The sequence below is a fragment of the Kribbella sp. NPDC005582 genome (genome assembly GCF_040605415.1).
Classification (GTDB): domain Bacteria; phylum Actinomycetota; class Actinomycetes; order Propionibacteriales; family Kribbellaceae; genus Kribbella.
Map to the genome: position 1 here is coordinate 1,448,514 of NZ_JBEXCU010000001.1, position 25,319 is coordinate 1,473,832.

Annotated in this window: 21 protein-coding genes; 15 read left to right on the top strand and 6 right to left on the bottom strand. The window is 68.2% G+C overall.

Going from position 1 to position 25,319, the window contains the following annotated elements; translation table 11 throughout:
- Window positions 1-2 precede the first annotated feature (2 nt).
- Entirely contained in the window at window positions 3-560 is a 558-nt protein-coding gene (locus ABZS29_RS07275; protein ID WP_355459373.1) for a 2TM domain-containing protein, read from the bottom strand.
- A gap of 76 nt (window positions 561-636) precedes the next feature.
- Here ABZS29_RS07275 and ABZS29_RS07280 point away from each other — a divergent pair, with 76 nt between their 5' ends.
- Genes ABZS29_RS07280 through ABZS29_RS07290 form a run of 3 tightly spaced genes read left to right on the top strand, consistent with a single transcriptional unit; the run spans window position 637 to window position 3,980 of the window.
- Window positions 637-1,311 (top strand): TetR family transcriptional regulator C-terminal domain-containing protein, encoded by a 675-nt coding sequence (locus ABZS29_RS07280; RefSeq protein WP_355459374.1) that lies wholly within the window; start codon window positions 637-639, stop codon window positions 1,309-1,311.
- 30 nt (window positions 1,312-1,341) lie between these two features.
- The gene (locus tag ABZS29_RS07285; protein WP_355459375.1) at window positions 1,342-1,854 is read left to right on the top strand and encodes a phosphotransferase; all 513 of its coding nucleotides are present in this window, start codon (window positions 1,342-1,344) and stop codon (window positions 1,852-1,854) included.
- Window positions 1,855-1,889: 35 nt separating this feature from the next.
- Window positions 1,890-3,980 carry a molybdopterin-dependent oxidoreductase gene (locus tag ABZS29_RS07290; RefSeq protein WP_355459377.1) on the top strand — a complete coding sequence of 697 codons (2,091 nt, stop codon included), beginning with the start codon at window positions 1,890-1,892 and terminating at the stop codon, window positions 3,978-3,980.
- A 229-nt stretch (window positions 3,981-4,209) separates the two neighbouring features.
- Here the strand turns inward: ABZS29_RS07290 and ABZS29_RS07295 are convergent, their stop codons facing one another.
- Window positions 4,210-5,223 (bottom strand): LacI family DNA-binding transcriptional regulator, encoded by a 1,014-nt coding sequence (locus ABZS29_RS07295; RefSeq protein ID WP_355459379.1) that lies wholly within the window; start codon window positions 5,221-5,223, stop codon window positions 4,210-4,212.
- Between the two features lie 283 nt (window positions 5,224-5,506).
- Here ABZS29_RS07295 and ABZS29_RS07300 point away from each other — a divergent pair, with 283 nt between their 5' ends.
- The 7 genes from ABZS29_RS07300 (at window position 5,507) to ABZS29_RS07330 (ending at window position 13,083) form a co-directional block, all read left to right on the top strand.
- Window positions 5,507-6,256 (top strand): sugar phosphate isomerase/epimerase, encoded by a 750-nt coding sequence (locus tag ABZS29_RS07300; RefSeq protein WP_355459381.1) that lies wholly within the window; start codon window positions 5,507-5,509, stop codon window positions 6,254-6,256.
- Window positions 6,253-7,350 (top strand): Gfo/Idh/MocA family oxidoreductase, encoded by a 1,098-nt coding sequence (locus tag ABZS29_RS07305; RefSeq protein WP_355459383.1) that lies wholly within the window; start codon window positions 6,253-6,255, stop codon window positions 7,348-7,350. Before ABZS29_RS07300 ends, ABZS29_RS07305 begins: the two co-directional genes overlap by 4 nt.
- A gap of 10 nt (window positions 7,351-7,360) precedes the next feature.
- Window positions 7,361-7,969 carry an SGNH/GDSL hydrolase family protein gene (locus tag ABZS29_RS07310; protein ID WP_355459385.1) on the top strand — a complete coding sequence of 203 codons (609 nt, stop codon included), beginning with the start codon at window positions 7,361-7,363 and terminating at the stop codon, window positions 7,967-7,969.
- Between the two features lie 77 nt (window positions 7,970-8,046).
- Window positions 8,047-10,488, top strand: coding sequence for a glycoside hydrolase family 2 protein (locus tag ABZS29_RS07315; protein ID WP_355459387.1), 2,442 nt, complete (start codon window positions 8,047-8,049; stop codon window positions 10,486-10,488).
- Window positions 10,489-10,504: 16 nt separating this feature from the next.
- Window positions 10,505-11,404 (top strand): polysaccharide deacetylase family protein, encoded by a 900-nt coding sequence (locus tag ABZS29_RS07320; RefSeq protein WP_355459389.1) that lies wholly within the window; start codon window positions 10,505-10,507, stop codon window positions 11,402-11,404.
- Between the two features lie 39 nt (window positions 11,405-11,443).
- Entirely contained in the window at window positions 11,444-11,863 is a 420-nt protein-coding gene (locus tag ABZS29_RS07325) for a hypothetical protein (RefSeq protein WP_355459391.1), read from the top strand.
- Window positions 11,863-13,083, top strand: a complete 1,221-nt coding sequence (locus ABZS29_RS07330; protein ID WP_355459393.1) for a glutathionylspermidine synthase family protein — start codon at window positions 11,863-11,865, stop codon at window positions 13,081-13,083. The genes ABZS29_RS07325 and ABZS29_RS07330 overlap by 1 nt, the downstream gene beginning before the upstream one ends.
- On the opposite strand, the gene ABZS29_RS07335 is transcribed toward ABZS29_RS07330, so the two are convergent.
- Together ABZS29_RS07335 and ABZS29_RS07340 are read right to left on the bottom strand one after the other, a co-directional pair.
- Complete coding sequence (locus tag ABZS29_RS07335; protein WP_355459395.1) at window positions 13,084-14,541, bottom strand: NAD-dependent succinate-semialdehyde dehydrogenase; 1,458 nt, start codon at window positions 14,539-14,541, stop codon at window positions 13,084-13,086.
- A 20-nt stretch (window positions 14,542-14,561) separates the two neighbouring features.
- The gene (locus ABZS29_RS07340; RefSeq protein ID WP_355459396.1) at window positions 14,562-15,605 is read right to left on the bottom strand and encodes an MsnO8 family LLM class oxidoreductase; all 1,044 of its coding nucleotides are present in this window, start codon (window positions 15,603-15,605) and stop codon (window positions 14,562-14,564) included.
- A gap of 421 nt (window positions 15,606-16,026) precedes the next feature.
- On the opposite strand from ABZS29_RS07340, the gene ABZS29_RS07345 reads away from it, so the two are divergent.
- The 5 genes from ABZS29_RS07345 (at window position 16,027) to ABZS29_RS07365 (ending at window position 23,834) form a co-directional block, all read left to right on the top strand.
- On the top strand, window positions 16,027-18,909 hold the full coding sequence (locus tag ABZS29_RS07345) for a type 2 lanthipeptide synthetase LanM family protein (RefSeq protein WP_355459398.1): 2,883 nt from the start codon (window positions 16,027-16,029) through the stop codon (window positions 18,907-18,909).
- A gap of 27 nt (window positions 18,910-18,936) precedes the next feature.
- The gene (locus ABZS29_RS07350; RefSeq protein WP_355459400.1) at window positions 18,937-19,152 is read left to right on the top strand and encodes a hypothetical protein; all 216 of its coding nucleotides are present in this window, start codon (window positions 18,937-18,939) and stop codon (window positions 19,150-19,152) included.
- Window positions 19,153-19,291: 139 nt separating this feature from the next.
- A complete protein-coding gene (locus tag ABZS29_RS07355) occupies window positions 19,292-19,504 on the top strand; it encodes a hypothetical protein (RefSeq protein WP_355459402.1) in 213 nt (70 codons plus the stop codon).
- A 106-nt stretch (window positions 19,505-19,610) separates the two neighbouring features.
- Window positions 19,611-22,535: an AAA family ATPase gene (locus ABZS29_RS07360; protein WP_355459404.1), complete on the top strand. Its 2,925-nt coding sequence runs from the start codon at window positions 19,611-19,613 to the stop codon at window positions 22,533-22,535.
- Between the two features lie 69 nt (window positions 22,536-22,604).
- Window positions 22,605-23,834, top strand: coding sequence for an ROK family transcriptional regulator (locus tag ABZS29_RS07365; RefSeq protein ID WP_355459405.1), 1,230 nt, complete (start codon window positions 22,605-22,607; stop codon window positions 23,832-23,834).
- Here the strand turns inward: ABZS29_RS07365 and ABZS29_RS07370 are convergent.
- A complete protein-coding gene (locus tag ABZS29_RS07370) occupies window positions 23,831-24,574 on the bottom strand; it encodes an alpha/beta hydrolase (protein ID WP_355459407.1) in 744 nt (247 codons plus the stop codon). The genes ABZS29_RS07365 and ABZS29_RS07370 overlap by 4 nt on opposite strands.
- Window positions 24,571-25,257 (bottom strand): DUF998 domain-containing protein, encoded by a 687-nt coding sequence (locus ABZS29_RS07375; RefSeq protein WP_355459409.1) that lies wholly within the window; start codon window positions 25,255-25,257, stop codon window positions 24,571-24,573. The genes ABZS29_RS07370 and ABZS29_RS07375 overlap by 4 nt, the downstream gene beginning before the upstream one ends.
- Between the last annotated feature and the right edge of the window lie 62 nt (window positions 25,258-25,319).

Genomic DNA, 25,319 nt, shown 5'->3' on the forward strand with positions numbered 1-25,319 from the left:
TATCAGGCGACTTGCTTCGTCTTCGGCGCCGCATCGTCGGCGGAGTCGCCGTCGAAGCTGTAGCTGAACGAGACGATCGCGTCGATCACCAGCACCACCGTCCAGCCCCACGCCGGGCCGAGCGCGGCGTCGTACCCCTTCCCGGACAGCAGGCCAAGGGCGATCATGATGCCGACTCCGACGACGTACGCGAGCAGGTGCCGGAACCACCCAGCACGCTCGCGGCGGGCGCGCTCCCGGCCGCGCTTCGGCGGCTTCACCGGCCGCGGCGCGCCGGCGAACCGGTACGCCGCCCAGCCGTCGGCCCACTTGAGCGTCTGATGACCGAAGCCGACGCTGACCCCGATGAAGATCGCCGCCAGTGAGTGCTTGAACGACGGCTCGCCGCCGCGGTGGATGTCGATCACGCTCGCGACCAGCATCACCACGTCGACCAGTGGAACCATCATCAGCAGCACCATGCCGACTCTCGGCAGCCGGAAGAGGTAGCGCGTCGCCATCCCGGCGGCGAGCAGGACCCAGAACCCGATCTCGCACGCAGCGATCACAGCGAGCAGCACAGCGGTTCACCCCTCGTTCGTTTTAGTACGACCGTGTTGTGAAACGACGATAACACAGGTGTGCTAAAAAGGGCCCATGCCGAAGATCGTCGACCACGACGCCCGCCGCGAAGAGATCGCCCAGGCTCTGTGGCGGGTGGTCCGCCGCGACGGGATCCGCGCCGCGTCGGTCCGCACCATCGCCGCCGAGGCGGGCTGGTCCGCCGGCGCCGTGCGCTACTACTTCCCCGATCAGGACGGTCTGCTCAGCTTCGCGATGGAGCTGGTCTCGCGCCGGGTCGGCGATCGGATCACCGCGCTGACCGCGCGCGGTGGCGCGAAGGGCAGCCCGACCGTCGTCGTACTGCGTTATCTGGAGGAGGCACTTCCGCTCGACGCCGAGCGGAAGGCGGAGTTCGACGTCTGGCTCGCCTTCATGGCCCAGGCCCAGGCCGAGTCCGGCGCCGGCACCTTGCACGACACCGTCGAGACGGTGCACAACGGGCTCCGCGAACTCTGCGCCGAGCTGGTGAACGCCCTGGCCGAGGCCGGTGCACTGCGCGACGGTCTGGACCTGCGGTTGGAGGTGGAACGTTTGCATGCCTTGATCGACGGTCTCGCACTGCATGCGGCCATCCAGCCGAACCACACCACGGCGACTCGGCTGCGGCGACTGCTTCGCCTTCACATCGACTCGCTGCTGAGCGAAAAGCCCTTACAAACCAAGGATTTCTCGTCCACAGAACGACAAGTTCGCCGGAAACCTGACTAAACCTCCGCCAGGCGTGGCACCATCACCAGCATGGAGTCCGCTGGGGTGATCGTCGTCAGCGGAATCATGGCTGCCGGGAAGTCCGCGGTCGCCCAAATGCTCGCCGAGCGCTTCGAGTACGGCGTCAACATTCCGGGCAATCTGTTCCGCCGGATGATCGTCAGCGGGCACGCCACGATGACCGACGATCCGGCCGAGGCGCAGCGCCAGATGCAGCTCGGTTTCCGGCTCGCCTGCCAGGCCGCCGACTCGTACGCCGAGGCCGGTTTCACCGTCATCCTCCAGGACGTCGTGATCGGCGAGCTGCTCCGCGAGTTCCTCGACGGCATCCGCACCCGCCCGCGCTACCTCGTCGTACTGACGCCGCGGCCCGAGGTCATCTCCGGGCGGCTCGGCGGCTCGTATCACCTGGTCGACGAGCTCGACTACGAGCTGCACGCCTTCAGCCCGCGGCGCGGCCTCTGGCTCGACAACTCCGACCTGTCCGCCGCCGAGATCGTCGACACCATCCTCGGCCGGCTCGACGAGGCGCGCTTCGACTGATGGCGAGCTTCGCTACCCGGGGGTAAGTTGGCGGGATGGCGACCACGGTACGGCGGACCTCGTGCAACCTGTGTGAAGCGATCTGCGGAGTGCTGGTGACGGTCGAGGACGGCCATGTCACCGACATCCGCGGCGACGAGTCGGACCCACTGTCCCGCGGCCACATCTGCCCGAAGGCGGTCGCGCTGCGCGACCTGCAGGAGGATCCGGACCGCCTCACCACTCCAGTACGGCGTACTGCGGACGGCTGGCAGGAGATCGGCTGGGAGGCGGCGTACGAACTGGTCGTGAGCAAGCTGACCGCGATCCAGCGCGAGCACGGCCGGAACTCGCTCGGCGTGTATCTCGGCAACCCGAACGTGCACAGCCTCGGTGCGCTGACGCACATGCCGACGATGGTTCGGCAGTTGCGTACGCGGAACAAGTTCAGTGCCACGTCGATCGATCAGTTGCCGCAGATGCTCGCGTCGTACCTGCTGTACGGGCATCAGTTGATGATCGCGGTGCCTGATATCGACCGCACGTCGTACCTGCTGATGCTGGGCGCCAACCCGCTCGCGTCGAACGGCAGCATGATGACCGCGCCCGGCTTCGGGCGGCGGATCAAGGATGTGCGCAAGCGCGGCGGCAAGGTCGTGGTGATCGATCCGCGCCGTACCGAGACCGCGGCGGTCGCCGACGAACACCACTTCGTCCGGCCGGGGACCGACGCGGCTTTCCTGCTCGCGCTCATTCATCAGGTGATCGCTGACGGCAATGCGCGACCGGCGCCGTACGTCGATGGGCTGGCGGCGGTGGAAGCAGCAGTCGAGGAGTGGACGCCGGAGCGTGCGGCCGCGCTGACCGGGATCGACGCGGACGTGATCCGGCGAATCGCCGGTGAGTACGCGACCGCGGGACGTGCCGCCGTCTATGGACGGGTCGGGGTCTCGACGCAGCAGTTCGGCGCGCTGTGCCAGTGGGCGATTCAGGTGCTGAACATCATCACCGGCAACCTGGATCGGCCGGGCGGCACGATGTTCCCGCGGCCGGCGGTGAACGCGCTGATCGGACTCGGGCGTGGGCATCTCGGCGCGTGGTCGAGCCGGGTCCGCGGGCTGCCGGAGTTCGGCGGCGAACTGCCGGTGTCGGTGATGGCGGAGGAGATTCTGACGCCGGGCGAAGGGCAGATCCGCGCGATGGTGACGATCGCCGGGAACCCGGTGCTGTCGACGCCGGACGGCCGGAAGCTCGACGAGGCATTCGAGTCGCTCGAGTTCATGGTCGCGATCGATCCGTACATCAACGAGACCACGCGGCACGCCGACGTCATCCTGCCCCCGGCACCGCCGCTCGAGCGCGAGCACTACGACGTGATCTTCCACAACCTCGCGGTCCGCAACACGGCCCGCTGGAACGACGCCGTACTGGCGAAGCCGGCTGCGGCTCGGCACGACTGGGAGATCTTCCGCGACCTCGGCACCGCGCTGGTACGACGTACGCCGCTGAGCCGGCGGCGACTCGTCACGGAGGCGCGACTGCGATTGGCGCCGCGCCGGATCGTCGACGTGGGACTGCGGATCGGCCCGTACAAGCTGTCACTCCGCAAACTGCGGAAGTCACCCGGCGGAATCGACCTCGGCCCGCTGCAACCAGCGCTGCCCGGAGCCCTGTTCCACAAGAACAAACGGATCAACCTCGACCAGCCGCTGATCCTCGCCGACCTCGATCGTCTGTCCGAACTGCCGGTGACAGCTCCCGGCGAACTGCTCCTGATCGGCCGCCGCCACCTGCGCAGCAACAACTCCTGGATGCACAACTCGGCCCGCCTGGTGAAAGGCAAACCCCGCCATCACCTCCTGATGCACCCCACCGACCTCGCCGACCGCTCCCTCAGCACCGGCCAGCTCGTCACCATCACCTCCGCCGCCGGCGCCCTCACCGTAGAAGTTGCCTCCAGCAACGACATGATGCCCGGCGTGGTCTCCCTCCCGCACGGCTACGGCCACACCCGCCCCGGCGTCCACCTCGCCATCGCCACCCAACTCCCCGGCATCTCCCTCAACGACCTAACCGACGCCGCCCTCACCGACCCCATCTCCGGCACCGCCGCAGTCAACGGCCTCCCCGTCACCGTCACCGCCTAACCCCATTTGGGCTGGCTGGGCAGCCACCTTGGGGGTTAAGCACCGTGAATACGAGTGCACAACCCCCGAACTCGCTGGCGAGGCACTCAAATGCGCACCCCCAACCCCGAGCCGGTGCGGGCGCGCGTCGGGGGATCCGCATTTGGCTGGCTGGGCAGGCGAATTGGGGGTTAAGCACCGTGGATATGGGTGCTTAACCCCCAATCTCCGTGGCTAGGCAGCCAAATGGTTAGGGCGGGGGCTGGGCGGAGGAGTCTCGGATGATGAGGAGGGGGGTGGTGGGGGGATGGGCGGGGGTGGGGGTGCGGTCGAGGAGGGCGAGGAGGCGGTGGGTTACTTCGGCGCCGAAGGCGACGATGTTGTGGGACATGGCGGTGAGGCGGGGGTGGGTGATGCGGCACAGGGTGGAGTCGTCCCAGGCGACCAGGGTGACATCACGCGGTACGACGGCGCCGAGGCCTTGGACGACCGCGAGACCGGCGACGGCCATCAGGTCGTTGTCGTAGATGATCGCGGTCGGTCGCGGGTCGGCGGCGAGTAGGTCGCGAGTGGCGGCGGCACCTTGGTCGGCGGAGTAGTCGGTGTGGATGACGTTGGTCTGCAGGCCGTAGCGGCTGCTCGCGGCGGCGAAAGCGCGGTCGCGGATCCAGACATCGCCGTACTCCGGGGGTCCGGCGACTCGGGCGACGCGGCGGTGGCCGAGGGAGGCGACGTGGCCGACGGCGGTGTGCATGGCGGCGGTGCCGTCGGTCCAGACGCAGGGCAGGCCGTCGGCCAGTTCGGGGTCACCGACCAGTACGGCGGGCAGCCCGAGCTTGCGCAGCAACGGGATCCGGGGATCGGCGACCCGGAGGTCGACCACGATCACTCCGTCGACGCGGCGTTCCGCGGCCCACTTCCGGTACGTCGCGAGCTCGTCGTCCAAGTTGGTCACCACCTGAAGGGCCAACGCGTACGAGCGCTCGGCGAGCACGGACTCCACACCTCCCACGAAGCCCATGTAGAACGGCTCTTCGGTCAGGGTCTGCGCGGATCGCGCCAGCACCAGGCCGAAGGTCTCACTGCGTGCCGCGGACAGCTGACGGGCGGCACGGTTCGGAACCCACTCCATTTCTTCGGCGACTCTCAAGACCCGCGCACGGGTAGCCGCGGAGACTCCGGGCTGGTTGTTCAGCGCGTAGGACACCGCGCCTTTGGAGACGCCGGCGCGGCGTGCGATCTCCTTGATGGTGACTCGGGGCACAACAAACTCCTCACGGGCGGCCGGACCGCTGACGGTCGGTCCGGAATCCTCCAGTGTGCGCGCGTTTCCACGCCGTGTCACCAAGTGGGCGCAGAGAGTGACCCTATTGGTCGCATATCGGAACTCGCCGGTTCCGGTCGCGTTCGTTCGAGGTCTGGGCTGACCCTAGTCGGGGCGACCTGCTGTGGGATACGGTTGCCAGCGTTACTTAACCGGTTCGGCTACCACACCGGTACGGCGGCTCCAGGGCAGCGGGCGCGGTGCCGGTCACGAGGAGAAACCCATGGTCGCAGTGGACAACCTGTCCCTCCAGTTGTACACGGTCCGGCACAAGCTCGAAGAGGACTTCGACGCCACCCTGGCCCGGATCGCCGAGATCGGCTTCACCAAGGTGGAACCGTTCGGCATCCCGGCGAACGCGGACCGGCTGGCCGAAGCGCTGCCCAAGCACGGTCTCTCGGCGCCTACCACCCACGCCGGCCTGCTCAAGGGTGAGGCTGCGGCGATCTACGAGGCCGCCACGAAGCTCGGCATCGGCACCGTCATCGACCCGCACGTCGACCCGGCCCGCTGGCTGTCGGCCGACGACATCAAGGCGACCGCCGAGGCCCTGAACCAGGCGTCCGTCGAGGCCGCCGAGCACGGCATCACGGTCGGCTACCACAACCACCAGTTCGAGTTCGAGAACAAGATCGACGGCGCCCACCCGCTGGAGATCTTCGTCGACCACCTGAACGAGAACGTGATCCTCGAGGTGGACACCTACTGGGGCGTCGTCGGTGGCGGTGACATCCCGGCCCTGCTGAAGAAGTGGGGCGACCGCGTCAAGGCGATCCACGTCAAGGATGGCGACGGCACGCTGAACAACAAGGCCCAGACGGCAGTCGGCGACGGCACGATCGCGATCGCCGACATCCTGGCCGCGGCCCCGCAGGCTCTGCGCGTGGTCGAGCTGGACGACTTCACCGGCGAGATCTTCGACGCCGTCGAGGGCTCCTTCAAGTTCCTGACCGGAGAGGGCGCACCCGCATGACCGCTGTCGGCGTAGGCGTGATCGGCGCCGGAGTCATCTCCGACGCCTACCTCAAGAGCATGCAGAGCTTTCCCGACCTGAAGGTCGTCGCGATCGGCGACCTTCGGCCCGAGGCCGCCAAGGACAAGGCGAGTGAGTACGGCGTCGAGACCCACGGGGCTCCCGAGGCCGTGCTGAACCACCCGGACGTCGAGATCGTGGTCAACCTGACCATCCCGGTCGCGCATGTCGAGGTGGCCCTGGCAGCCGTTGCCGCAGGCAAGCATGTCTGGAGCGAGAAGCCGTTCTCGCTCGACCAGGAGAGCGGCCGCAAGCTGCTGGCGGCCGCGCAGGACGCCGGGCTCCGGCTCGGCTGCGCTCCCGACACCATCTTGGGTCCGGGTCTGCAGGAGTCGCGCCGGATCATCGAGCGTGGCGAGATCGGTACGCCGTTGACCGCGCTGACCCTGATGCAGTCGCCCGGCCCGGAGTCGTGGCACCCGAACCCGGCGTTCCTGTTCCAGGAAGGCGCCGGCCCGCTGTGGGACATCGGCCCGTACTACCTGACCACGCTCGTCCAGCTGTTCGGCCCGGTCGCAGCGGTGGCCGGCATCGGGTCGAAGTCGAAGGAGAAGCGCACGATCGGATCGGGTCCGCTGGCCGGCACCGACTTCGACGTGACGGTTCCGACGCACGTCAGCGCGCTCGCGAAGTTCGAGTCGGGGCAGTCGTCGCAGAGCATCTTCAGCTTCGACTCACCGCTGCCGCGGCACGGGTTCGTCGAGATCACCGGCACGGAGGCGACCCTCGCCGTACCGGACCCGAACGGGTTCGACGGCGAGATCAAGATCCGCCGCCGGGGTGCTGAGGACTGGGAGACGCTGACCACGACCGAAGCGACGGCCCAGCGCGGTACCGGCGTACTGGAGATGGCTCGCGCGATCCGCGCGGACCGGCCGCACCGGGCCAGCGGAGCGCTCGCTTTCCACGTGGTCGACGTGATGGCCTCCATCACCGACTCGATCGACACCGGTCAGTTCGTGGATGTGACCAGCACAGTCGAGGTCGCCCCGGTCCTGGAAGAGGACTGGGACGTGCACGCGGCGACTTTGTAAAGTTGACCTGGTGAACAAACTTCAGCTGGATCCCCGGTGGACCGTCGTGTTCGCCGGGGACTCCGTCACCGACGGCGGTCATCGCACCGATCCCACCGGATTGGGAAACACCTATGTTCGCGACATCGCCGAGGACCTCGGCGATGATCGGCCCCGGATCGTCAACGCCGGGACCAGCGGCAACCGCGCGAAGGACCTGGTCGCGCGGTGGTCCACCGACGTCCTGGCCTTCGAGCCGTCGCTGGTGTCGATCCTGATCGGCATCAACGACACCTGGCGCCGCTACGACAAGAACGACCCGACCCCGGTCGAGGCGTACGAGGCGTCGTACCGGCAACTGCTCGAGCCGCTGCAGTGCCCGCTCGTGCTGGTCGAGCCGTTCGTGCTGCAGGTGAAGCCCGAGCACGCCGAGTGGCGCGAGGACCTCGACCCGAAGATCGAGGTCGTCCGGAAGCTTGCCCGTGAGTACGACGCGATCCTGGTACCGGCCGATGTCGAGCTCAACCGGCTCGCGGCCGAGGTCGGCCCGGCCACGCTCGCCGACGACGGTGTGCACCCTTCGGCCGCCGGCCACGAGGCGCTCGCCGACATCTGGCAGCGGTACGTTCTCGCTCCCTGAATTGCAGCTCCCGGACTTCGGTCTGGGAGCTGTAGTTTGTCCTGACTAAACCGGTTCACGTCCTTCTGGAGTCCGCTGTGACAGCTCGCAAGAATCTGACCACCGAGGGTGGCGCCACCTGGACCCTCCAGGCGGTCGCCGGGCCGGTGCCCGAGGCCGACGCCGGGGTGCTGACCACTCCGGTCGCGGCAGCCGTGCCTGGTGAGGTGCACACCGACCTGCTCGCGGCCGGCCTCATCCCCGACCCGTTCGACGGGGACAACGAGAGCAAGCTGGCGTGGATCGGCTCGACGGACTGGACGTACCGGACGACCTTCGACTGGGACGCGGACGGGCACGTCGTGCAGGAACTGGTGGCCGACGGACTGGACACGGTGGCGACCGTGACGCTGAACGGAACCGAGCTCGGCCGGACCCGCAACCAGCACCGCGGTTACCGGTTCGACGTCACCGGTCTTCTGGTTGCTGAAGGCAATGAACTGGTGGTCGCGTTCGAGGCTCCGGTCGAGGCGGCACAGCGGTTCGCCGAGTCGCTCGGGCTCTGGCCACACACGAACAAGCATCCCTACAACGCGATCCGGAAGATGGCCAGCAACTACGGCTGGGACTGGGGCCCGGACCTCGCGACCGCGGGGATCTGGAAGCCGATCCGAATCGAGTCCTGGAGCGGTGTCCGTATCGACTCGGTCCGTCCGTTGGCAAGCGCGGACGGCGTCCTCACGACGCATGTGGCACTGGCGTGGAGCACAGGCGCTGCCGAGACGACCGTGACCGTCGAGGTCGGCGGGACGACAGCCACAGCAACGGTTGCCCCGGGCACCGAGAGCGTCGTGCTGACGAACACCGTCGCCGACGTCGAGCTCTGGTGGCCGCGCGGCCATGGCGACCAACCCTTGTACGACGTGACCGTTACCGCGGGCGACGACACCTGGACCGGCCGGGTCGGCTTCCGCGACATCACGATGAACGTTGCCCCCGACAAGGACGGCGGACCGTTCGTCCTGTCGGTCAACGGCAAGCCGATCTATGTCCGCGGCGCGAACTGGATCCCCGACGACGCGTTCGTGACCAGGCTGAACCGCTCGACGTACGAGACGAGCATCCAGGACGCGCTCGACTCCGGCATGAACCTGCTGCGCGTCTGGGGCGGCGGCATCTACGAGACCGACGACTTCTACGACATCTGCGACGAGCAGGGCGTGCTCGTCTGGCAGGACTTCCTCTTCGCCTGCGCGGCGTACTCCGAGGAGGAGCCGTTGTGGAGCGAGGTCGAGGCCGAGGCGCAGCAGGCCGTCACCCGGCTGAGCAAGCACGCCAGCCTCGCCGTCTGGAACGGCAACAACGAAAACCTCTGGGGGTACGTCGAGTGGGGCTGGCGCGCGCCGCTGGCCGGGCGCAAGTGGGGTGAGGGCTACTACTTCGACCTGCTGCCGAAGATCGTCGCCGAGATCGACCCGCGGACGCCATACTCGGCGGGCAGCCCGTACTCGTACGACCACTTCATCCACCCGAACGACGAGCGCAACGGCACGATGCACATCTGGGACGTGTGGAACCAGGTGGACTACTCGACGTACCGCAAGTACAAGCCGCGCTTCGTGTCGGAGTTCGGGTTCCAGGGCCCTCCGGCCTGGTCGACACTGACCTCGGTGGTGCACGACGAACCCCTCGACCCGTACGGCGAGCAGATGCTCGTGCACCAGAAGGCGTTCGAGGGCAACCTCAAGCTGGAGCGCGGTCTTGGTGATCACCTGCCGATGTGGAAGACGATGGACGATTGGCACTGGACGACGCAGCTCAATCAGGCGCGGGCGATCATCTATGGGATCGAGCACTTCCGCAGCCTGTTCCCGCTGAACACCGGCGCGATCATCTGGCAGCTCAACGACAACTGGCCGGTCGTGTCGTGGGCCGCGGTCGACGGGCACGGGATCCGCAAGCCGTTGTGGTTCGCCTTGAAGCGCGTGTACGCCGATCGCCTGCTCAGCGTGCAGCCGACCGCCGACGGGCTGGTCGTTGCCGCGCACAACGACTCCGACGAAGCGTGGTCGACCAGGGTCACGCTGACCCGGCGGGCGACCGGTCCGGGCGGCGAGGTGTTCGCCCGCGAGAGCATCGCTCTCGAAGTAGAGTCCCGCTCCGCCACGCTGAACACGGTGCCGGTGTCGCTGATTTCGCTGGACTCGACCACCGAGTATCTAGAGGTCCGCGCGGACGACGGCACGACGGCGTACTGGTACTTCGTCGAGGACACGAAACTGCAGCTCGCGCCCAACGCCTACACAGCTGAGGTCACCCCGACCAGCGACGGGTACGACGTCACTGTCACGGCGACCGCGTTGGCCAAGGACCTGGCGCTCTTCCCGGACCGCCTGGACCCGGCTGCGCGGGTGGATTCTTGCCTGATCACCCTGTCGGCCGGCGAGAGCCACACCTTCCACGTCACCGGAGCGAGCGCTCCGGCTGAGGTCGGCGTACCGGTGCTGCGCTCGGTGAACGATCTGCTGACCGGAGAGTGAGCCATACTGGGCGATTGTGACTGGGGCACGGGGAATCGCACTGCTGCTGGCTGCCGTACTGATGATGTCCGGCTGCGCAGAGGAGGAGCCCTCGACGGGTGTCGTGCCACTGAGTACGACACCCACGCCGACTCCCCTGCCCAGCTCGCCCACACCCAGCGCCACTCCCCCGCCCAGCTCACCGACGCCAAGTACGCCTACGCCGAGCGGCCGGCCCGGGGAGTCGCACAACAGCAACCTGATGCCGATCGTCGACCACGGCCCGCGAGACCAGAAGCGGGTCGCCCTGACCTTCGACGCCGACCTGACAGCAGTCATGCGGAAGCGGCTGCTGAGCGGCAAGGTCACGTCGTACTACAACGCCCAACTGATCACTGAACTCCGCACACTGAAGGTGCCGGCCACCATGTTCCTGACCGGCATGTGGATGGAGCAGTATCCGCAGGTCACCCGGGAGCTGGCCGGTGACCCACTGTTCGAGCTCGGCACGCACACCTACGACCATCGCGCCTTCACCAAGCACTGCTACACACTCGGCACGGTCCCGCGCGCGGAGATGCTGGCCGACGTCCAGAAGGCAGTCAAACAGCTGGACCAGCTGGACCGGCAGGCCACCCGCTGGTTCCGGTTCCCCGGCGGCTGCTACGACGGTACGGCGTTGCACGAGCTGGCCCCGGCCGGAGTGACCGCAGTGGGGTTGGACGTACCGGGTGCTGACGGTTTTGCGAAGTCACCGAAGCCGATCATCAAGCAGGTGCTGTCCCACGTGCAGAACGGCTCGATCGTGGTGCTCCACATGCACGGCGGCGACAACGCGCCGTACACGGACGAGGCAGTCGTTCCGATCGTGAAGGAGCTGCGCGCACGGGGCTTCCAGCTGGTCACTGTGACTCAGCTCATGAACGGGAACCGCTGACATGACCACCTCGTCAGTCTTGAGGTGAACATCAGGCGGATGCGGAGTGCCGGCATCACGCTCGGCCTGACCGCGCTGGTCGCGGCCACTCTCACCGGGTGCTCCAGCGACGACGACACCGCCGACTATGCGGCGATCTGTGTCGATCCGCAGACGGAGACCAGGGTCGATGACAGCAACTGCAAGGACGAGCGGGAGTACCACGGCTCGGGCGCAGGGTTCTTCTGGTTCTACATGGCGACTCGGAGCTCTGCCTACGTACCGCCCATCGGTGGCAGGTACTACAGAGGCAACGGTACCTACACCGTCCCCCGAGAGCGGGACGACCGGACAGGAGGCGGCGGCAGTGGTGGTTCGCCGACCATCCAGCGTGGTGGACTGTCCAAGAGCGGTGGCGACATCGGCACCGTCTCGCGTGGTGGCTTCGGCCACTCCAGCCATGGGAGGTCCGGCGGCTGATGTGGCGGCACACAACTAAGCCGCGGTCTGGCTGGCGCGACAAGGTCGTCCAGCAGGGACTGGTGTTCCCGATGACCGACATGCCCGACGGCTCCGAACGCCCGTACTGGAACGAGAGCGCCTGGTACGAGGTGACCATGGACGAGGTGCTGCACCTCGAGAGCGTCACCGAGGAGCTCTATGCGATGTGCCGGCACGCAGCCGAGGTGATGGCGACCGGTGACCGGTTCTCCGACACCCAGCTCGGTCTGGCGCCCGGCACCCTCGCTCTGGTCCAGCAGTCGCTGAAGCGCGAGGACCTGTCCATGTACGCGCGCTTCGACCTGGCCTGGAACGGCACGCACCCCAAAATGCTGGAGATCAACGGCGACACCCCGACCGGACTGGTCGAGTCCGCAGTGATCCAGTGGAACTGGCTGGAGGACGTCTTCCCGGACGCCGACCAGTGGAACTCGGTCCACGACCGCCTGGTGCAGTGGTGGGCCCGCCAGCTCGCTGCGGGTCGTCTGCCGGGCAACGAGGCGCACTTCTTCCACTCCGCCGCCGAGACTTCCGGTGAGGAGGAGATGACGGTCGCGTACCTGCGCGACACCGCCGCCATGGCCGGACTGGCGACGTACGGGCATCAGATCGAGGACGTGGGCTGGGACTCCGCGCAGCGCGCCTTTGTGGACTGGGGAAACCGACCGATCCGGACGGCGTTCAAGCTGTACCCGTGGGAGGACATGCTCGACGAGCAGTTCGGCCGATTCATCCTGGCCGGCACGGAACGCCAGCCGGTGCAGTGGATCGAGCCGGTCTGGAAGACCATGCTGTCCACCAAGGCGATCCTGCCGGTGCTCTGGGAGCTCTACCCCGACCACCCGAACCTGCTGCCCTCGTACTTCGGACATCCGGGCGACCTGACCGAGTGGGTGGCCAAACCGCTGCACGGCCGTGAGGGCAGCAACATCGTCATCCACACCGCCGACGAGGACCACACACAGGACGGTCCCTACGACATGGAGACCATGGTCTACCAGCAGTGGCACCCACTCCCGTCGTACGACGGGAACCAGGCCGTGCTCGGCAGCTGGATCGTCGACGGATCCGCTGCCGGCATGATGGTGCGCGAGTCCGACGGGCCGATCACCGACTACTACGCCCGCTTCGTCCCGCACGCCATCGGCACCAGCCCGCGCCCGGACGCCGAGACCGTGCAGCGCTGGCTGGCCGAATAACTAGATGTTGATGGCGACGTACTTGGTCTCCAGGTACTCGTCGATGCCGACCGAGCCGCCTTCGCGGCCGAGGCCGGACTGCTTGACGCCGCCGAACGGCGCCGCGGGGTTGGAGACGATGCCCTGGTTGAGGCCGATCATGCCGGTCTCGAGGCGTTCGGAGATGCGCAATGCGCGGGTCAGGTCGTTGGTGAACAGGTAGGAGACGAGCCCGTACTCCGTGTCGTTCGCCATCGCGACGGCTTCGTCCTCGGTGTCGAACGCGGTCAGCGGGGCGACCGGGCCGAAGATCTCCTCCTTCTGCAACCGGGCGTCCCGCGGTACGTCGGCGAGCACGGTCGGCGGGAAGAAGTATCCGTTGCCCTCGGCAATCGATCCGCCGGTCAGGACGCGGGCGCCGCGGTCGACCGCGTCGTCGACCAGGTCCTTGACCTTGTCCCGCTGGGCCGCGTCGATCAGCGGTCCGACGTCGACACCGTCCGCGGTGCCGCGGCCGACGGTCAGGGCGCTCATCCGCTCGGTGAGCCGCCGGGAGAACTCCTCGAGGACGGGCGACTCGACGTAGATCCGGTTGGCCGCCGTACAGGCTTCGCCGCCGTTGCGCATCTTCGCGAGCATCGCGCCCTCGACGGCCTGGTCGAGATCGGCGTCGGCGAAGACCAGCAGCGGCGCGTTGCCGCCGAGCTCCATGCTGGTCCGCAGCACCTGCTCCGAGGCTTGCTCGATCAGCTTGCGCCCGACCTGCGTCGAGCCGGTGAAGGACAGCTTGCGCGCGCGGCCGTCGCGGATCAGCGGCTCCATCACGCCACCGGAGTCGCTGGTGGTCAGGACGTTCAGTACGCCGGGCGGCAGGCCGGCCTCGGTCATCAGCTCGGCCAGCTTCAGCATCGACAGCGGCGTCTGCGCGGCGGGCTTGATCACCATCGTGCAGCCGGCCGCGACCGCCGGGCCGATCTTGCGGGCGCCCATCGCGGCCGGGAAGTTCCACGGCGTGATCAGCAGACACGGGCCGACCGGCTGCCGCATCACCAGGAAGCGGCCCTTGCCGTTGGGTGCGACCTGGTAGCTGCCTTCGATCCGGACTGCCTCTTCGGCGAACCAGCGGAAGAACTCGGCGGCGTACGCGATCTCACCCTTGGACTCGGCGATCGGCTTGCCCATCTCGAGCGTCATCAAGAGCGCCAGCTCGTCGGTGCGCTCGGTCATCAGCTCGTAGGTGCGGCGCAGGATCTCACCGCGCTCGCGTGGCGGTGTCGCAGCCCAGTCGGCCTGTGCTGCTACCGCGGCGTCCAGTGCGGCCACGCCGTCTGCCGGACTGGCATCGGCGACCTCGCACAGCGTCGTACCGGTGGAGGGGTCCTCGACAGCCAGCGTGCGGCCGCCTTCACCTGCTCTCCACTTGCCCCCGATGAACAGCTCAGTCGGACATCCCTCGACAACGGCCTGCTCCTGGTCCATGTACCCACCATAGGTCGCCGTCAGGCAGTGGCAATGAGCGGCGGAGCGTGCCGCGGGACCGTGCGGATCGCACGCGTCAGACCGGCTGCGATCGTGCGCAGGATCGACGACCGCACCAGCCCGTCGAAGGCGAGCGGGACGAGCATGAGCTCGTCAGCCGTCGTACCGGCGACCAGACTGCCGAGTGCCGAGACCACGGAGGTCCTGGAGCCGACCACATGTCCCGGGTCGTCCAGAAGCCGTTCGGCGCGACCCCGCTCGCGTCCAGTCAGTGGCGGCTCCAGCAACGCCATCAGCTCGGCTGTGGTCGCGCGCGGCGAGGCCACACTGAGCCGCGTCTTCACTCGCACGTATTCAGCGAAACGGATGATCGCCTCTTCTTCCGTGTCCGCAGCGACCACTCCGATCGTCACCGCCAAGTAGGGCTTCACCGTCGGCCCACTGGCCTCGAAGTGATCCCGGTACGCCGCCACCGCCGCACTGGTCATCGCCGTCGCACTGTGGTGCTGCACCACGACCGGCAACCCCCGTACGGCGGCAACCGCGGCCGCACCGGGGTGATCGGCGCACACGAGCACCGGCGGCGGCAGCCCGGCCAGTGCCAGCCGCACATCGCCCACAGGTGCGCGACCGGGCATCCCGTCCCGGAGGAACCCGCACAACTCGTCGAGTCGCTGCGGGAACGTGTCCCGGGCGCTACCGCCGAGCGCGGCCGCCGTACTGGGTGCGTGGCTGAACTGCTGGCCCACACCGAGATCGATCCGGCTCGGGTACGCCGCAGCGAGCGCCGCGAACTGTTCGGCGATCACCAGCGGCTGGTGGTTGGTCAGTAGAACGCCGGCCGAGCCGAGCCGGATCCGATCGGTCCGTGCTGCCAGAACTGCGGCGAGCACAGCAGGTGCTGCGCTGCCGACGCCCCGGACGCCGTGCTGCTCCCCCAACCAGAACCGGCGGTAGCCGAGGTCGTCGGCAGCCTGTGCAACCTCCGCGGTCTCCCGGAGTGCGGCCGCAGCCGACTGACCGGGCAGCTGCGGAACGGTGTCCAGCACCGAGTGCGCAGACACCGGCAAACCAGGAGCGACGGGAGATAGCACCTGCTCACCGTCGCAGCGCACGCGCGTTTTCACATGGGGGTCCTGCCCCCATGTTTTCGTCCGACGTTCCGGCGAAAGATGGGGGCGCCGATCCCTTGCCGTCTGCCTGACCTGTCAGGCAGTGTTCCCGGCATTCCTTCCAGAATTCGCGGCAGAGGAGGCCAAGGACGAGTGCAGAAGCAGAACTGGGAGCCGTAGTAGCGCTCCCCCACTGATCCGGCCCGCCTTCCACCAAAGGCCGGCCGGGCGCTGCTGCCGCGGGGTGATCAACCCCCAGTCGTCGCCCCGCGGCAGTTGCCCTTCGTTGTCATCCCCCATCCCCTGTCCGGCCGAGAAATATGGGGGCCCGATACCCATGTCGAGCACCGACTGCCGATGGCAGCCTGAGCGCATGCTCAGCTCAACCACCGCGAGTCCGCCCCGGACCGATCAGCGCGACAGCGCCTGGTGGTCCGCCGCACTGCGGCCGGACGAGCAGTCCGGCGCGATGCCGGCCTGGGCCCAGTACGTCGAGCGCAGCACCGCCGCCCACCCGTGCCCACACCCGGTGGCAGTCGGCGACGATTGGCAGCAGGCCTTCCTGGAGTGCCTGCAGCCGCTCCTCACCGTCGCCCGCGACGACCTGACCACCGCCGGCCACACCGGCGTACTGACCGAGCAGTTCCTGAGCCGCCTGGGCCTCCGCCTGGTCAAACTCGCAAGCCGCACCCTGGTCCTGGAACTGGCCCGAGCCCGCGACCGCGGCGAACTCGTCGGCGCCACTCCCGCACTGCGCTTCCTGAACTTCACCCACCGGCTCGTCGGAGGGAGCGAGCTGGCGGAACTCCTGGCCGCCTATCCGGTGCTGGCCCGGGTCCTGGGCGAGTCGTGCCGACAGAGCATCGAGGGTCACCTCGAACTGCTGGCACGACTCGCCGAGGACCGAGAGTCGCTCGTCACCGGCCTCCTGGACGGCCGCGATCCCGGCGCTCTGGTCTCCATCGAGACCAGCGGCGACGCTCACCGCGGTGGCCGCTGCACCGCCATCCTCATCTTCGCCGACGGCCGCCGCGTCGTGTACAAACCGCGGCCCCTCGACCTCCACGGCCACTTCAACGAGTTCGTCGACTGGCTGAACAGTAAGACCGGTCTGGACCTGCAAACAGTCCGCCTGGAACGCCGTACCGACTATGGCTGGCTGGAGTTCGTCACCGCCGCCCCCTGCCCCGACGCAGGCGCCGTACGCCGCTTCTACCACCGCCAAGGCGCGCTACTCGCGTTGCTGTACGTCCTCGACGGCACCGACATGCACTACGAAAACCTCATCGCCCACGGCGAACACCCGGTGCTGGTGGACATCGAAACGCTGTTCCACCCGTCCCCGACTCCGCCTGGCACGACCGGGGGCGACCCGGCGAACCGGGCACTTCGAAGCTCGGTCTCGCGCACAGCCTTGCTGCCGCTTCTGCTTGTCGGAGAAGGCGGTTCGGTGGCCGACATCTCCGGGCTCGGCGGGGACGCCGCAGCGACTGCCTCGTTGCGTGTCGAATGGGCGGATGCCGGGATGGATTCGATGCACTTGGTCCGAGTGCCCGGCATGGTCGCCGGCGCGAACAACAGGCCGACGCTCGGCGGCGCAGCGATCGAGCCACGTGACCATGAGACCGCCCTACTGATGGGCTTCCGCGACGCCTATCAAGCGATCGCCCGCAACCGCGGAGAGCTCCTCGGACCGAGCGGCATGCTGGCCCGTTGCGCATCCGACCAGGTGCGCCTCGTGCCCCGCAACACCAGCTTGTACGCGGGCCTGCTCGACGAGGCCACGCATCCGAACGCCCTTCGCGGAGCCGACGGGCGGAGCCAGTTGCTCGACCTCCTGTGGGAGGCCGATCCTTCTTTGCACCGTCTCGTCCCCCACGAGCTGGACGACATGTGGGCCGGAGACATTCCGCTGTTCACGGTCCAGCCAGGCAGCAGCGACGTCTGGGCGTCCGACGGCACCCGCCTGCCTGGTGTGCTCGCCGCCGCCGGACTCGCCAAGGTCGAGCAGAAGATCGCAGCGCTGAGTGATGTCGATCAGCACCGGCAGCGGTGGCTGATCTCGGCGACCCTGGCCACCCGGCCCGAACCGATCGTCCACAGGAGCACGACAACCCGGCAATCGCTCGGCACCGCGGGCGCCGACCCGGACGGCGTACTGGCAGCCGCCACCGACATCGCCGACGAGATCATTGCCCAGGTCATCGGTCAAACCGGCGGTGCGGCGAACTGGATCGGACTGGAACTCCTCGACGACAACCATTGGGCAGTGCGGCCGATGGGCGCCGGACTCACCAACGGCTACACCGGTACGGCGCTCTTCCTCGCCCAGGTCGGCGCACTGACGGGGGAGAGCAAGTACTGCGAGTTGGCGCGCGATGTCATTCGCCCCGTCCCCCACTTGCTGGAGGCGCTCGCCTCCGACCTGGAATCGACGCAGCTGATCGGCCCGGGACTGCACGGCCTCGGCGGCATCAGTTACGGACTGGACCGCTTGTCCTCGCTCCTCGGCGACGCCGAGCTGTCCACCTGGCTCCGCGCAGCACTCGGCCTGACAAGTCAGCTCACGCTGGACCCGACGGAGTTCCCGACGTACGCCGAGGGCGCGGCCGGCGGGCTCGCCGCCATGCAGGCGATCCGCGACGTACCGGCTGCTGCCCGGCTCGCTCAGCGCTACGCCGACGACCTGGTCCAGGTCGTCGGCAACGGACAGGCCGCACCCCGCGCAGGCTTCGCCCGCGGCTACCAGGGCATCGCCTGGGCACTCGGCCGGTACGCCGTCCCTGGCGACAAGTACGCGGCCGCAGCCTCGGCCGCAGCCGATCTAGACCGCAATAGCCAGAACCCCAGTCCTGGTTGGTGTTCCGGCGATGCCGGCACCACCCTGGCTCAACTGGCGGCAGGAAAACCCGTGGACCTCGAAATGTATTTGAGGACCGCCTCCGAACGTCCGGTACTCGCAGACCTCAGTTTGTGTCATGGCGAGTTCGGCGCGGTCGAACCACTGGCGTGGATCGACCGAAGCGAACACCCAGCCGTTGAGGGGGTACGGCAAACCCGTATCCGGCTGGTGCTCGCTGCACTACAGCAGTACGGACCACAGTGCGGTACACCTCGTGCGGTTCCATCTCCAGGTCTGCTGACCGGTCTGGCGGGAATCGGCTACGGGTTGCTCCGGCTGGCGTTCCCAGAACGCGTGCCGTCCGTGCTGTTGCTGGAATCAACCACCGGATGGCGGCGCACTGCAATGCGCTGACATTCACACAGCACAGGGGAGAACCGCATGACCGCCCAGAACCACGACTTCCAGAACGACGAGTGTCGCGACCACGCTGACCAGGCCGCGACCGAGACCGATCCGCTAGGCCCGATCGCCCTGCCCACCCGCCTCCGGATCGGCGCCAGGACACTGGCCCTGACCGGTGTGGTCGGACTGTCAGGAGTCGCCGTCGCGATGGGATCGTTCGATTCCGTCACCACCACGGTGATCAGCACCTGAGCGATTCGCTGCGGTACCAACAGCACGCCCACGCTCCCGGGCACCTCGTGCGGTTCCGTCTCCAGATCTGCTGACCGGTCTGGCGCGAATCGGCTTCGGGTGCTCCGGCTTGCGTCCATTCGGCAACAGGAGAAGAAACATGTCCGCCCAGAACGACAACTTCCAGAACGACGAGTGTTCCAGCCAGGCCGATACCGAGACCGACCCCCTGGGCCCAGTCACCCTGCCGACCCGCATCCGGATCGGCGCCCGGGCGATGGCTCTGACCGGCGTGGTCGGTTTGTCTGCGTTCGCTGCCGCCGTCACAGCGGTCTGCGATCCTCAGACGACAACGTCGGTCAGCCATCACTGACCTCCGTCCAGCGAGCGTTTGAACCAGTGGGGTCGGCCGGACGTCTGTCCGGCCGACCTCGCCGGTACCGCTGCGGTATCAGCAATCGGTGATTACAGTGGCCACCATGCAGACCCGTTCGCCCAGGGTGGTCGGCAGGAACTCGGAGATCGACCAGCTCCTTCAGTTGCTGGCCACAGCACGCGCCGGGCACGGGGGTGCCGTTTTCCTGGTCGGCGAGCCTGGAATCGGCAAGAGCCGCCTCGCGGCGCTCGCTACCGCAGATGCACTCGACCATGGGATGGCCGCACTGCGCGGCCGGGTCGGCGCACTGGGAACGATGGTCGCTTTCCGCCCTTTCACCGAGGCGCTGCTGGCCCTGATCCGGCGCGGCGAGATGCCGGACCCGGACAGCCTCGGGCCGTACCGGCAGGTGCTTGGACGACTCGTCCCTGACTGGGACGACGGGACCGCCCACGACGCAACGGCCTCACCAGTAGTGCTCGGTGAGGCCGTCCTCCGTCTCCTCTCGTTGGTCGGCCGTGACCGCGGCTGCCTCCTCGTCCTCGAGGATCTGCACGACGCGGACCCGGAGACGATGGCCGTCGTGGAGTACCTGCTGGACAACCTCGAGGACCAGCAGATCGCGCTGGTCGCGACAGTGCGCCCGGATCGTTGCCACGCAACGGAATTGGCCAGGATCGCCGCGCAACGCGGCTCGGCCGGCCTCCTCGAGCTGCAGCCGCTCCAGCCCGCCGAGGTTGTCGAGCTCGCGGCCGCCTGCCTCGAGGTTCCGGTCGACGGTCTGCCGGACGAGCTGTGTCAACGTTTGTGGCAGGACAGCGCCGGCGTCCCGTTCATCGTCGAGGAACTGCTCCAGGAAGCCAGCCGGTCGGGGCAGCTCCTGGCGCGGCCGGACGGCAGCCTGCAGATGATCGACGGGCTCCGCACCAACGTACCCGCCGCAGTGGTCCGGAGCATCACGAGCCGCACCGATCAACTCGGCAGTGAGTCTCGCGACATTCTCGTCCTGGCCGCCGTGATTGGGCACCGGTTTCCACTGAGCGTCGTCCGCAAGGCGACCGGGACCGACGAGCGGTTGCTGCTGGCAACCCTTCGTGCAGGCGTCGCCGCGCAGTTGGTCGGGCCGGACGAACCGATTCCGGACTGGTACGCGTTCTGCCATCCGCTGACCGCCGATGCGCTGCTGGCCGGCCTGACGCCGACCGAGCGCGCCAAGCTGGCTCAACGGTGCGCGGACGCGATCGAGGAACTGCATCCCGGTCTGCCCGGCGAGTGGTCTCCGATGGTGGCCGAGCTGACCGAGACCGGCGGCGATCTGGGCCGTGCGGGCCGACTGTTCGCACAGACCGGCCGACGGTCTTTCGACGAAGGCTCCACCAGCTCTGCGGTCAAACTTCTCGAGCGCGCGAACAGGCTGCTGGCAGCCGACCCGGACCTCGAGCAGCGCGCGGAGGTGCTGGGTTTGCTTCTGGTGGCCTTGAGAACGGTGGGGCAATTCGACGACCTCGCCCTCCACGCAGCCGCTGTCGACGACATGGCTGACCGCAATCTCGACCACCGCAAGGTGGCCGGGCTGCACGTGCACCTGGCATTCGCCGAGTACGCGGCTGGTCGGCAAGCGGCGGCAGAGACCCATCTGGCCGTGGCCCGGACGTTCCTCGGCAGCGGCGCGGACCCCGTCGACACTGCGCCGGTCGACATCCTGGCCGCCAATCTCGAGCTGGCCCGGACGAACCCCGGCCGCCTGCGTACTGCGACCGAGCTGGCGACCCGGGCCGCCGCGGCCGCCGAGCAGGCAGACCTGCCGGACGTCGCCTGTGAAGCCTTCCAGCTGCTCGGAATGCTGGCTCGAGAGCGTGATCTCGACGAGTCGATCGACTATTTCCGGCGCGCTCGCCAGGTCGCCGAAAAACATGGAATGGCGCTGCAGCGAATCCTGGCGCACGTTTACGAGGGCGGCAGCATCTGTCTGGCCACCGGCAGTGTCGCGGAGCTGGAGCGAGCTCGGCAGCAGGCACTGCGCATCGGTGCGATCACGCTGGCCTACGAGGTCAACTGCATCCTGGCTCTGCAGGCGGTCCTGCGCGGGGAGTACAGTCTCGCGGCCGCGACCATCGACGAGGGTTTCCAGGTGACTCGCCGGCTCCGGCTGAACGGGACAGCGACGTTCTTCCTGGCATACCGAGGGATTCTCGAAGCCCATCGGGGCCGCCGGAGCGCGATGGAGCAGTCGTTGGAGGAGGCAACCGGCCTGGCCCGTGACAACATGCCGTACGAGTTGCCGGTCTCGTACGGGCTCGGCCGGACCTTCTGCGCGCTGCTGGAGGAGAACCGGGAGCTCGCCGAGTCCGACATGGCGCAGGCGCTCGCGTACGACGCCCAGAATCCGACCACGTTCCACACCTCCGGCAAGAACGGTCTGGCCCTGCTGCTCGGCGTACTGGCCGGCCGGAACAGCTGGCCGCACTTCGAGGCGCTCGCCGATAAGGCAGCGAGTGGGATGCGCTGGAACAAGCAGTTCGTCCAGATGGCTCATGCCGTTCTGCTGGGGCGCGACGGCCAAGCTGACGCTGCGAGCGCCAAGATGACCGAGGCCCTGGAGACATCGTCGCTGTTCCCGATGGCTCGGCACCTCGGGATGCGATTGGTGGCCGAGCCGGCGCACGCCGATGGCTGGGGCGACCCGATCGGATGGCTGCGGCAGGCCGAAGAGTACTTCCACGACGCGAATGTCCAGCCGGTAGCCAGCGCGTGCCGCGGATTGCTGCGCCAGCTTGGGGCGACGGTTTCGCAGCGGCGGACCGGGAGTGACCAAGTCCCCGCGGATCTTCGGCGGTTGGGGATCACCACCCGGGAGTACGAGGTGTGCCGGCTACTCGTCGACCGGATCGGGAACAAGTCGATTGCTTCACGTCTGCACATCTCGCCGCGAACGGTGGAGAAGCACGTTGCCAGCCTGATGACCAAAACCCAACAGCCCGATCGGGAGGCGTTGAGCAGTTTCGCGCGGACCGTGCTGCAAGACTGACCTCAGAACGTAATTTATGAACGCTCGCTTTGTATATAGAGTGGGCGGGTGGCAGGCAAGGGGTCGGACATGAGCAAGGGAACGGTCGGCGGCGGCGGTACGACGATGCTGCGGCGGATCAACGTGGCCGCGGTTCTGGACGCGGTTCGCCGGTCGGCACCTGCGCCGCTGCGTGTTGCCGAACTGGTCGAGCGGACGGGGCTGGCCAGACCTACGGTCGCGCAGGCTGTCGACGAGCTGCTGGATGCGGGCTGGTTGCAGCAGCACGGGCCGGATTCGGCGGATCGTTCGCTGGGGCGGCCGGCGATCCGGGTGTCGTTGCGTGGGCGCGCGGCGCCGGTGCTCGGGCTGGATGTCGGTCCGCACCGGGTGACCGTGGGTGTTTCCGATCTGGCCGGTCGCAAGCTCTCGCTCGTACGGCGTTCTGGTCCGGGCTGGACCGCGCAGGAGTTGCTCGGGGTGATCAGCGAGGTGATCACGGAAGCGCTGGCCGAGGCCGAGGTGCCGGCGGATGACATCGCGGCGGCGGTCGCGGCGAGCCCGGGCATCGTGGACGAGCACACCGGTCGCGTCCAGCTGGTACCGAGTGTGCCGGGCTGGTCCGCGATCGACCTGATCAAGCACGTGCGGAGTCTGCTCGACTGCCCGGTCATCCTCGACAACGACGCGAACCTGGCCGCTTTGGCGATCGCGGCGGCTCGGGGCGGCACGGGGACGCTGCTGGCGGTTCAGTGGGGTGAGCGGCTCGGTGCCGGCATCGTGATCGACGGCCGTCTGCACCGCGGGACGGGTGCGGCCGGTGAGATCGGCTTCATCGCGACCGCGCCGGACGACGTGATCAACCCTGAGGACAGCCGCGGGCCGCTGGAGCGTGCGGTCGGCTCGGAGGCGATCGCCACCCTTGGCCGCCAGGCTGCGCTCGACAACCCGGGTTCTCGGTTGGCCGAGCTCGGTGGTGACCAGCTCGACACGGCGGATGTCTTCGCCGCCGCGGCTGAGCGGGATCCGGTGGCTCAGGCGGTCGTGCAGCAGGTCGCTCGCGACTTCGCTCGCGCGCTGGCGCCCGCCGTACTGGTTCTGGATCCGACTGCTGTGGTGATCGGTGGCGGTGTGGCTCGAGCCGGCGCGGTGCTGCTGGACGCCATCTCCGACCAGCTGCGGCTGCTGACGCTGAACCACCCCAAGCTGGAGCTGTCGGCCTTGGCCGAGGATGCGGTCGTGACCGGTGCGATGCGGATGGCGCTCGACGAGGTCTGGCAGCGCAAGCTCCCGACCCCGACGCTGACCAGCACCACCTAGGAGCGAACCGCCGCGGCGATGGCGTCGGGGCGGTCGACATGGACCAGGTGGGCCGAGTCGGTGAGGACTTCGACGCGTCCGGACAACGCCGCGGCCAACTCGCGTTGACCGGCCAGCCAGTCGTCGGCACCACGCTTCGAGGTGCCACCGGTTGCCACCAGCAACACCGCCGGTACGCCGCCGCTCCCCGGAAGTAGCTTGCCCACCGCAACGGCCGCCAGCCAGCTCGCAGTCAATTCGGTCCAGAACCGTTGCCAGGAACGAGAATCGCCGTACAGTCGTCGCCCGGTTGCCTTAGGCAACGGATCCTGTCCGGCAACACTCCCGAGCTTGACGATCTGCCGACGCACCGTCGGACCGAGCAGCTTCGGCAAGCCAACCAGGCCGAGGAAACCAAGCGCCGCCCGGATCACCCGGTCCCCGGCCGTCCCCGGATAGAGCCAGCGCTGCCCCGTCTCCGACGGCAACGTCGAGTCGACCAGGACCAGCCGCACGACCTCGTCCGGCCGCGTCAGCATCCAGCGCAGCGCCGCCAGCCCGCCGATCGAGTGCCCGATCAGCCCGACCGCAACTCCGGCCGGCACGCCGGCGGCAGCCCGCAGTACGGCGGGATCCGCGTTCACCGGCGTCTGCCACGGATCGATCACGTGCAGCTCGATCTCCGGCAGCAGCTCGCGGACGCGCGCGAACTCCTCCGCTGTCTCGGCCATCCCGGGCAGCAGAATCCATGGTGTCGTCATCGCCGGAAACCTCGCTTCAGAGCGGGAAGCAACACCGCCAGCAAAACACAGACGAGCAAGATCGCGACGCGTTGCAGGATGCCCGGCGGGTGCAGGTCGTCCCCGCTGAGCACCTCCAGCCCGGTCTCCAGGCCGAGCCAGGTGTTCGTCACCACCACCGCTCCAGCCAGTACGGCGACCACCCGGCCCCAGGCGCCGCCCCAGCCGATGCGGCGCAGGACGAGGATGGCGAACACGCCGACCGCCATCGTCCCGAGCCCGGCGAGCGTCGAGGTCACCTCGTGCACGACCAACTCCGCACCCTCGTGCCCGTGCGCCTCCGCCAGCCGGCACGCCTCGCTGGCCGACGGCGCACAGTCCATCGGGAAGAACGAGTCGAACAGCGTCCCGAGGCCGAAGACCGCCGTACTGATCATCAGGCCTTTGACGTCGCGGTGGATCCGCGCCGCCGGCCGGGACAGGATCGCGGCGACCAGCACGAGCACACTCGCCCCGAGATCCATCGCCCGCGCGAACAGGCTGGTCGACTGGTCGCGCGCGCCCAACTCGCTGAGGAACGACGTGTGGACGTTCAGCGGATAGCCCGCGGCGGCCTCGAGCAGCAGGCTGCAGTAGAGGATGCCGGCGGCGATCATCAGGTTCCGGGTCAGGCGGTACGGGAACCCCTCGGGGACGGCGAGCATGGCCGTAAGCCTTCCATATGACCCAAGGCTGTGACTGTCGCCTCAGGTATACCCGGAAGGTA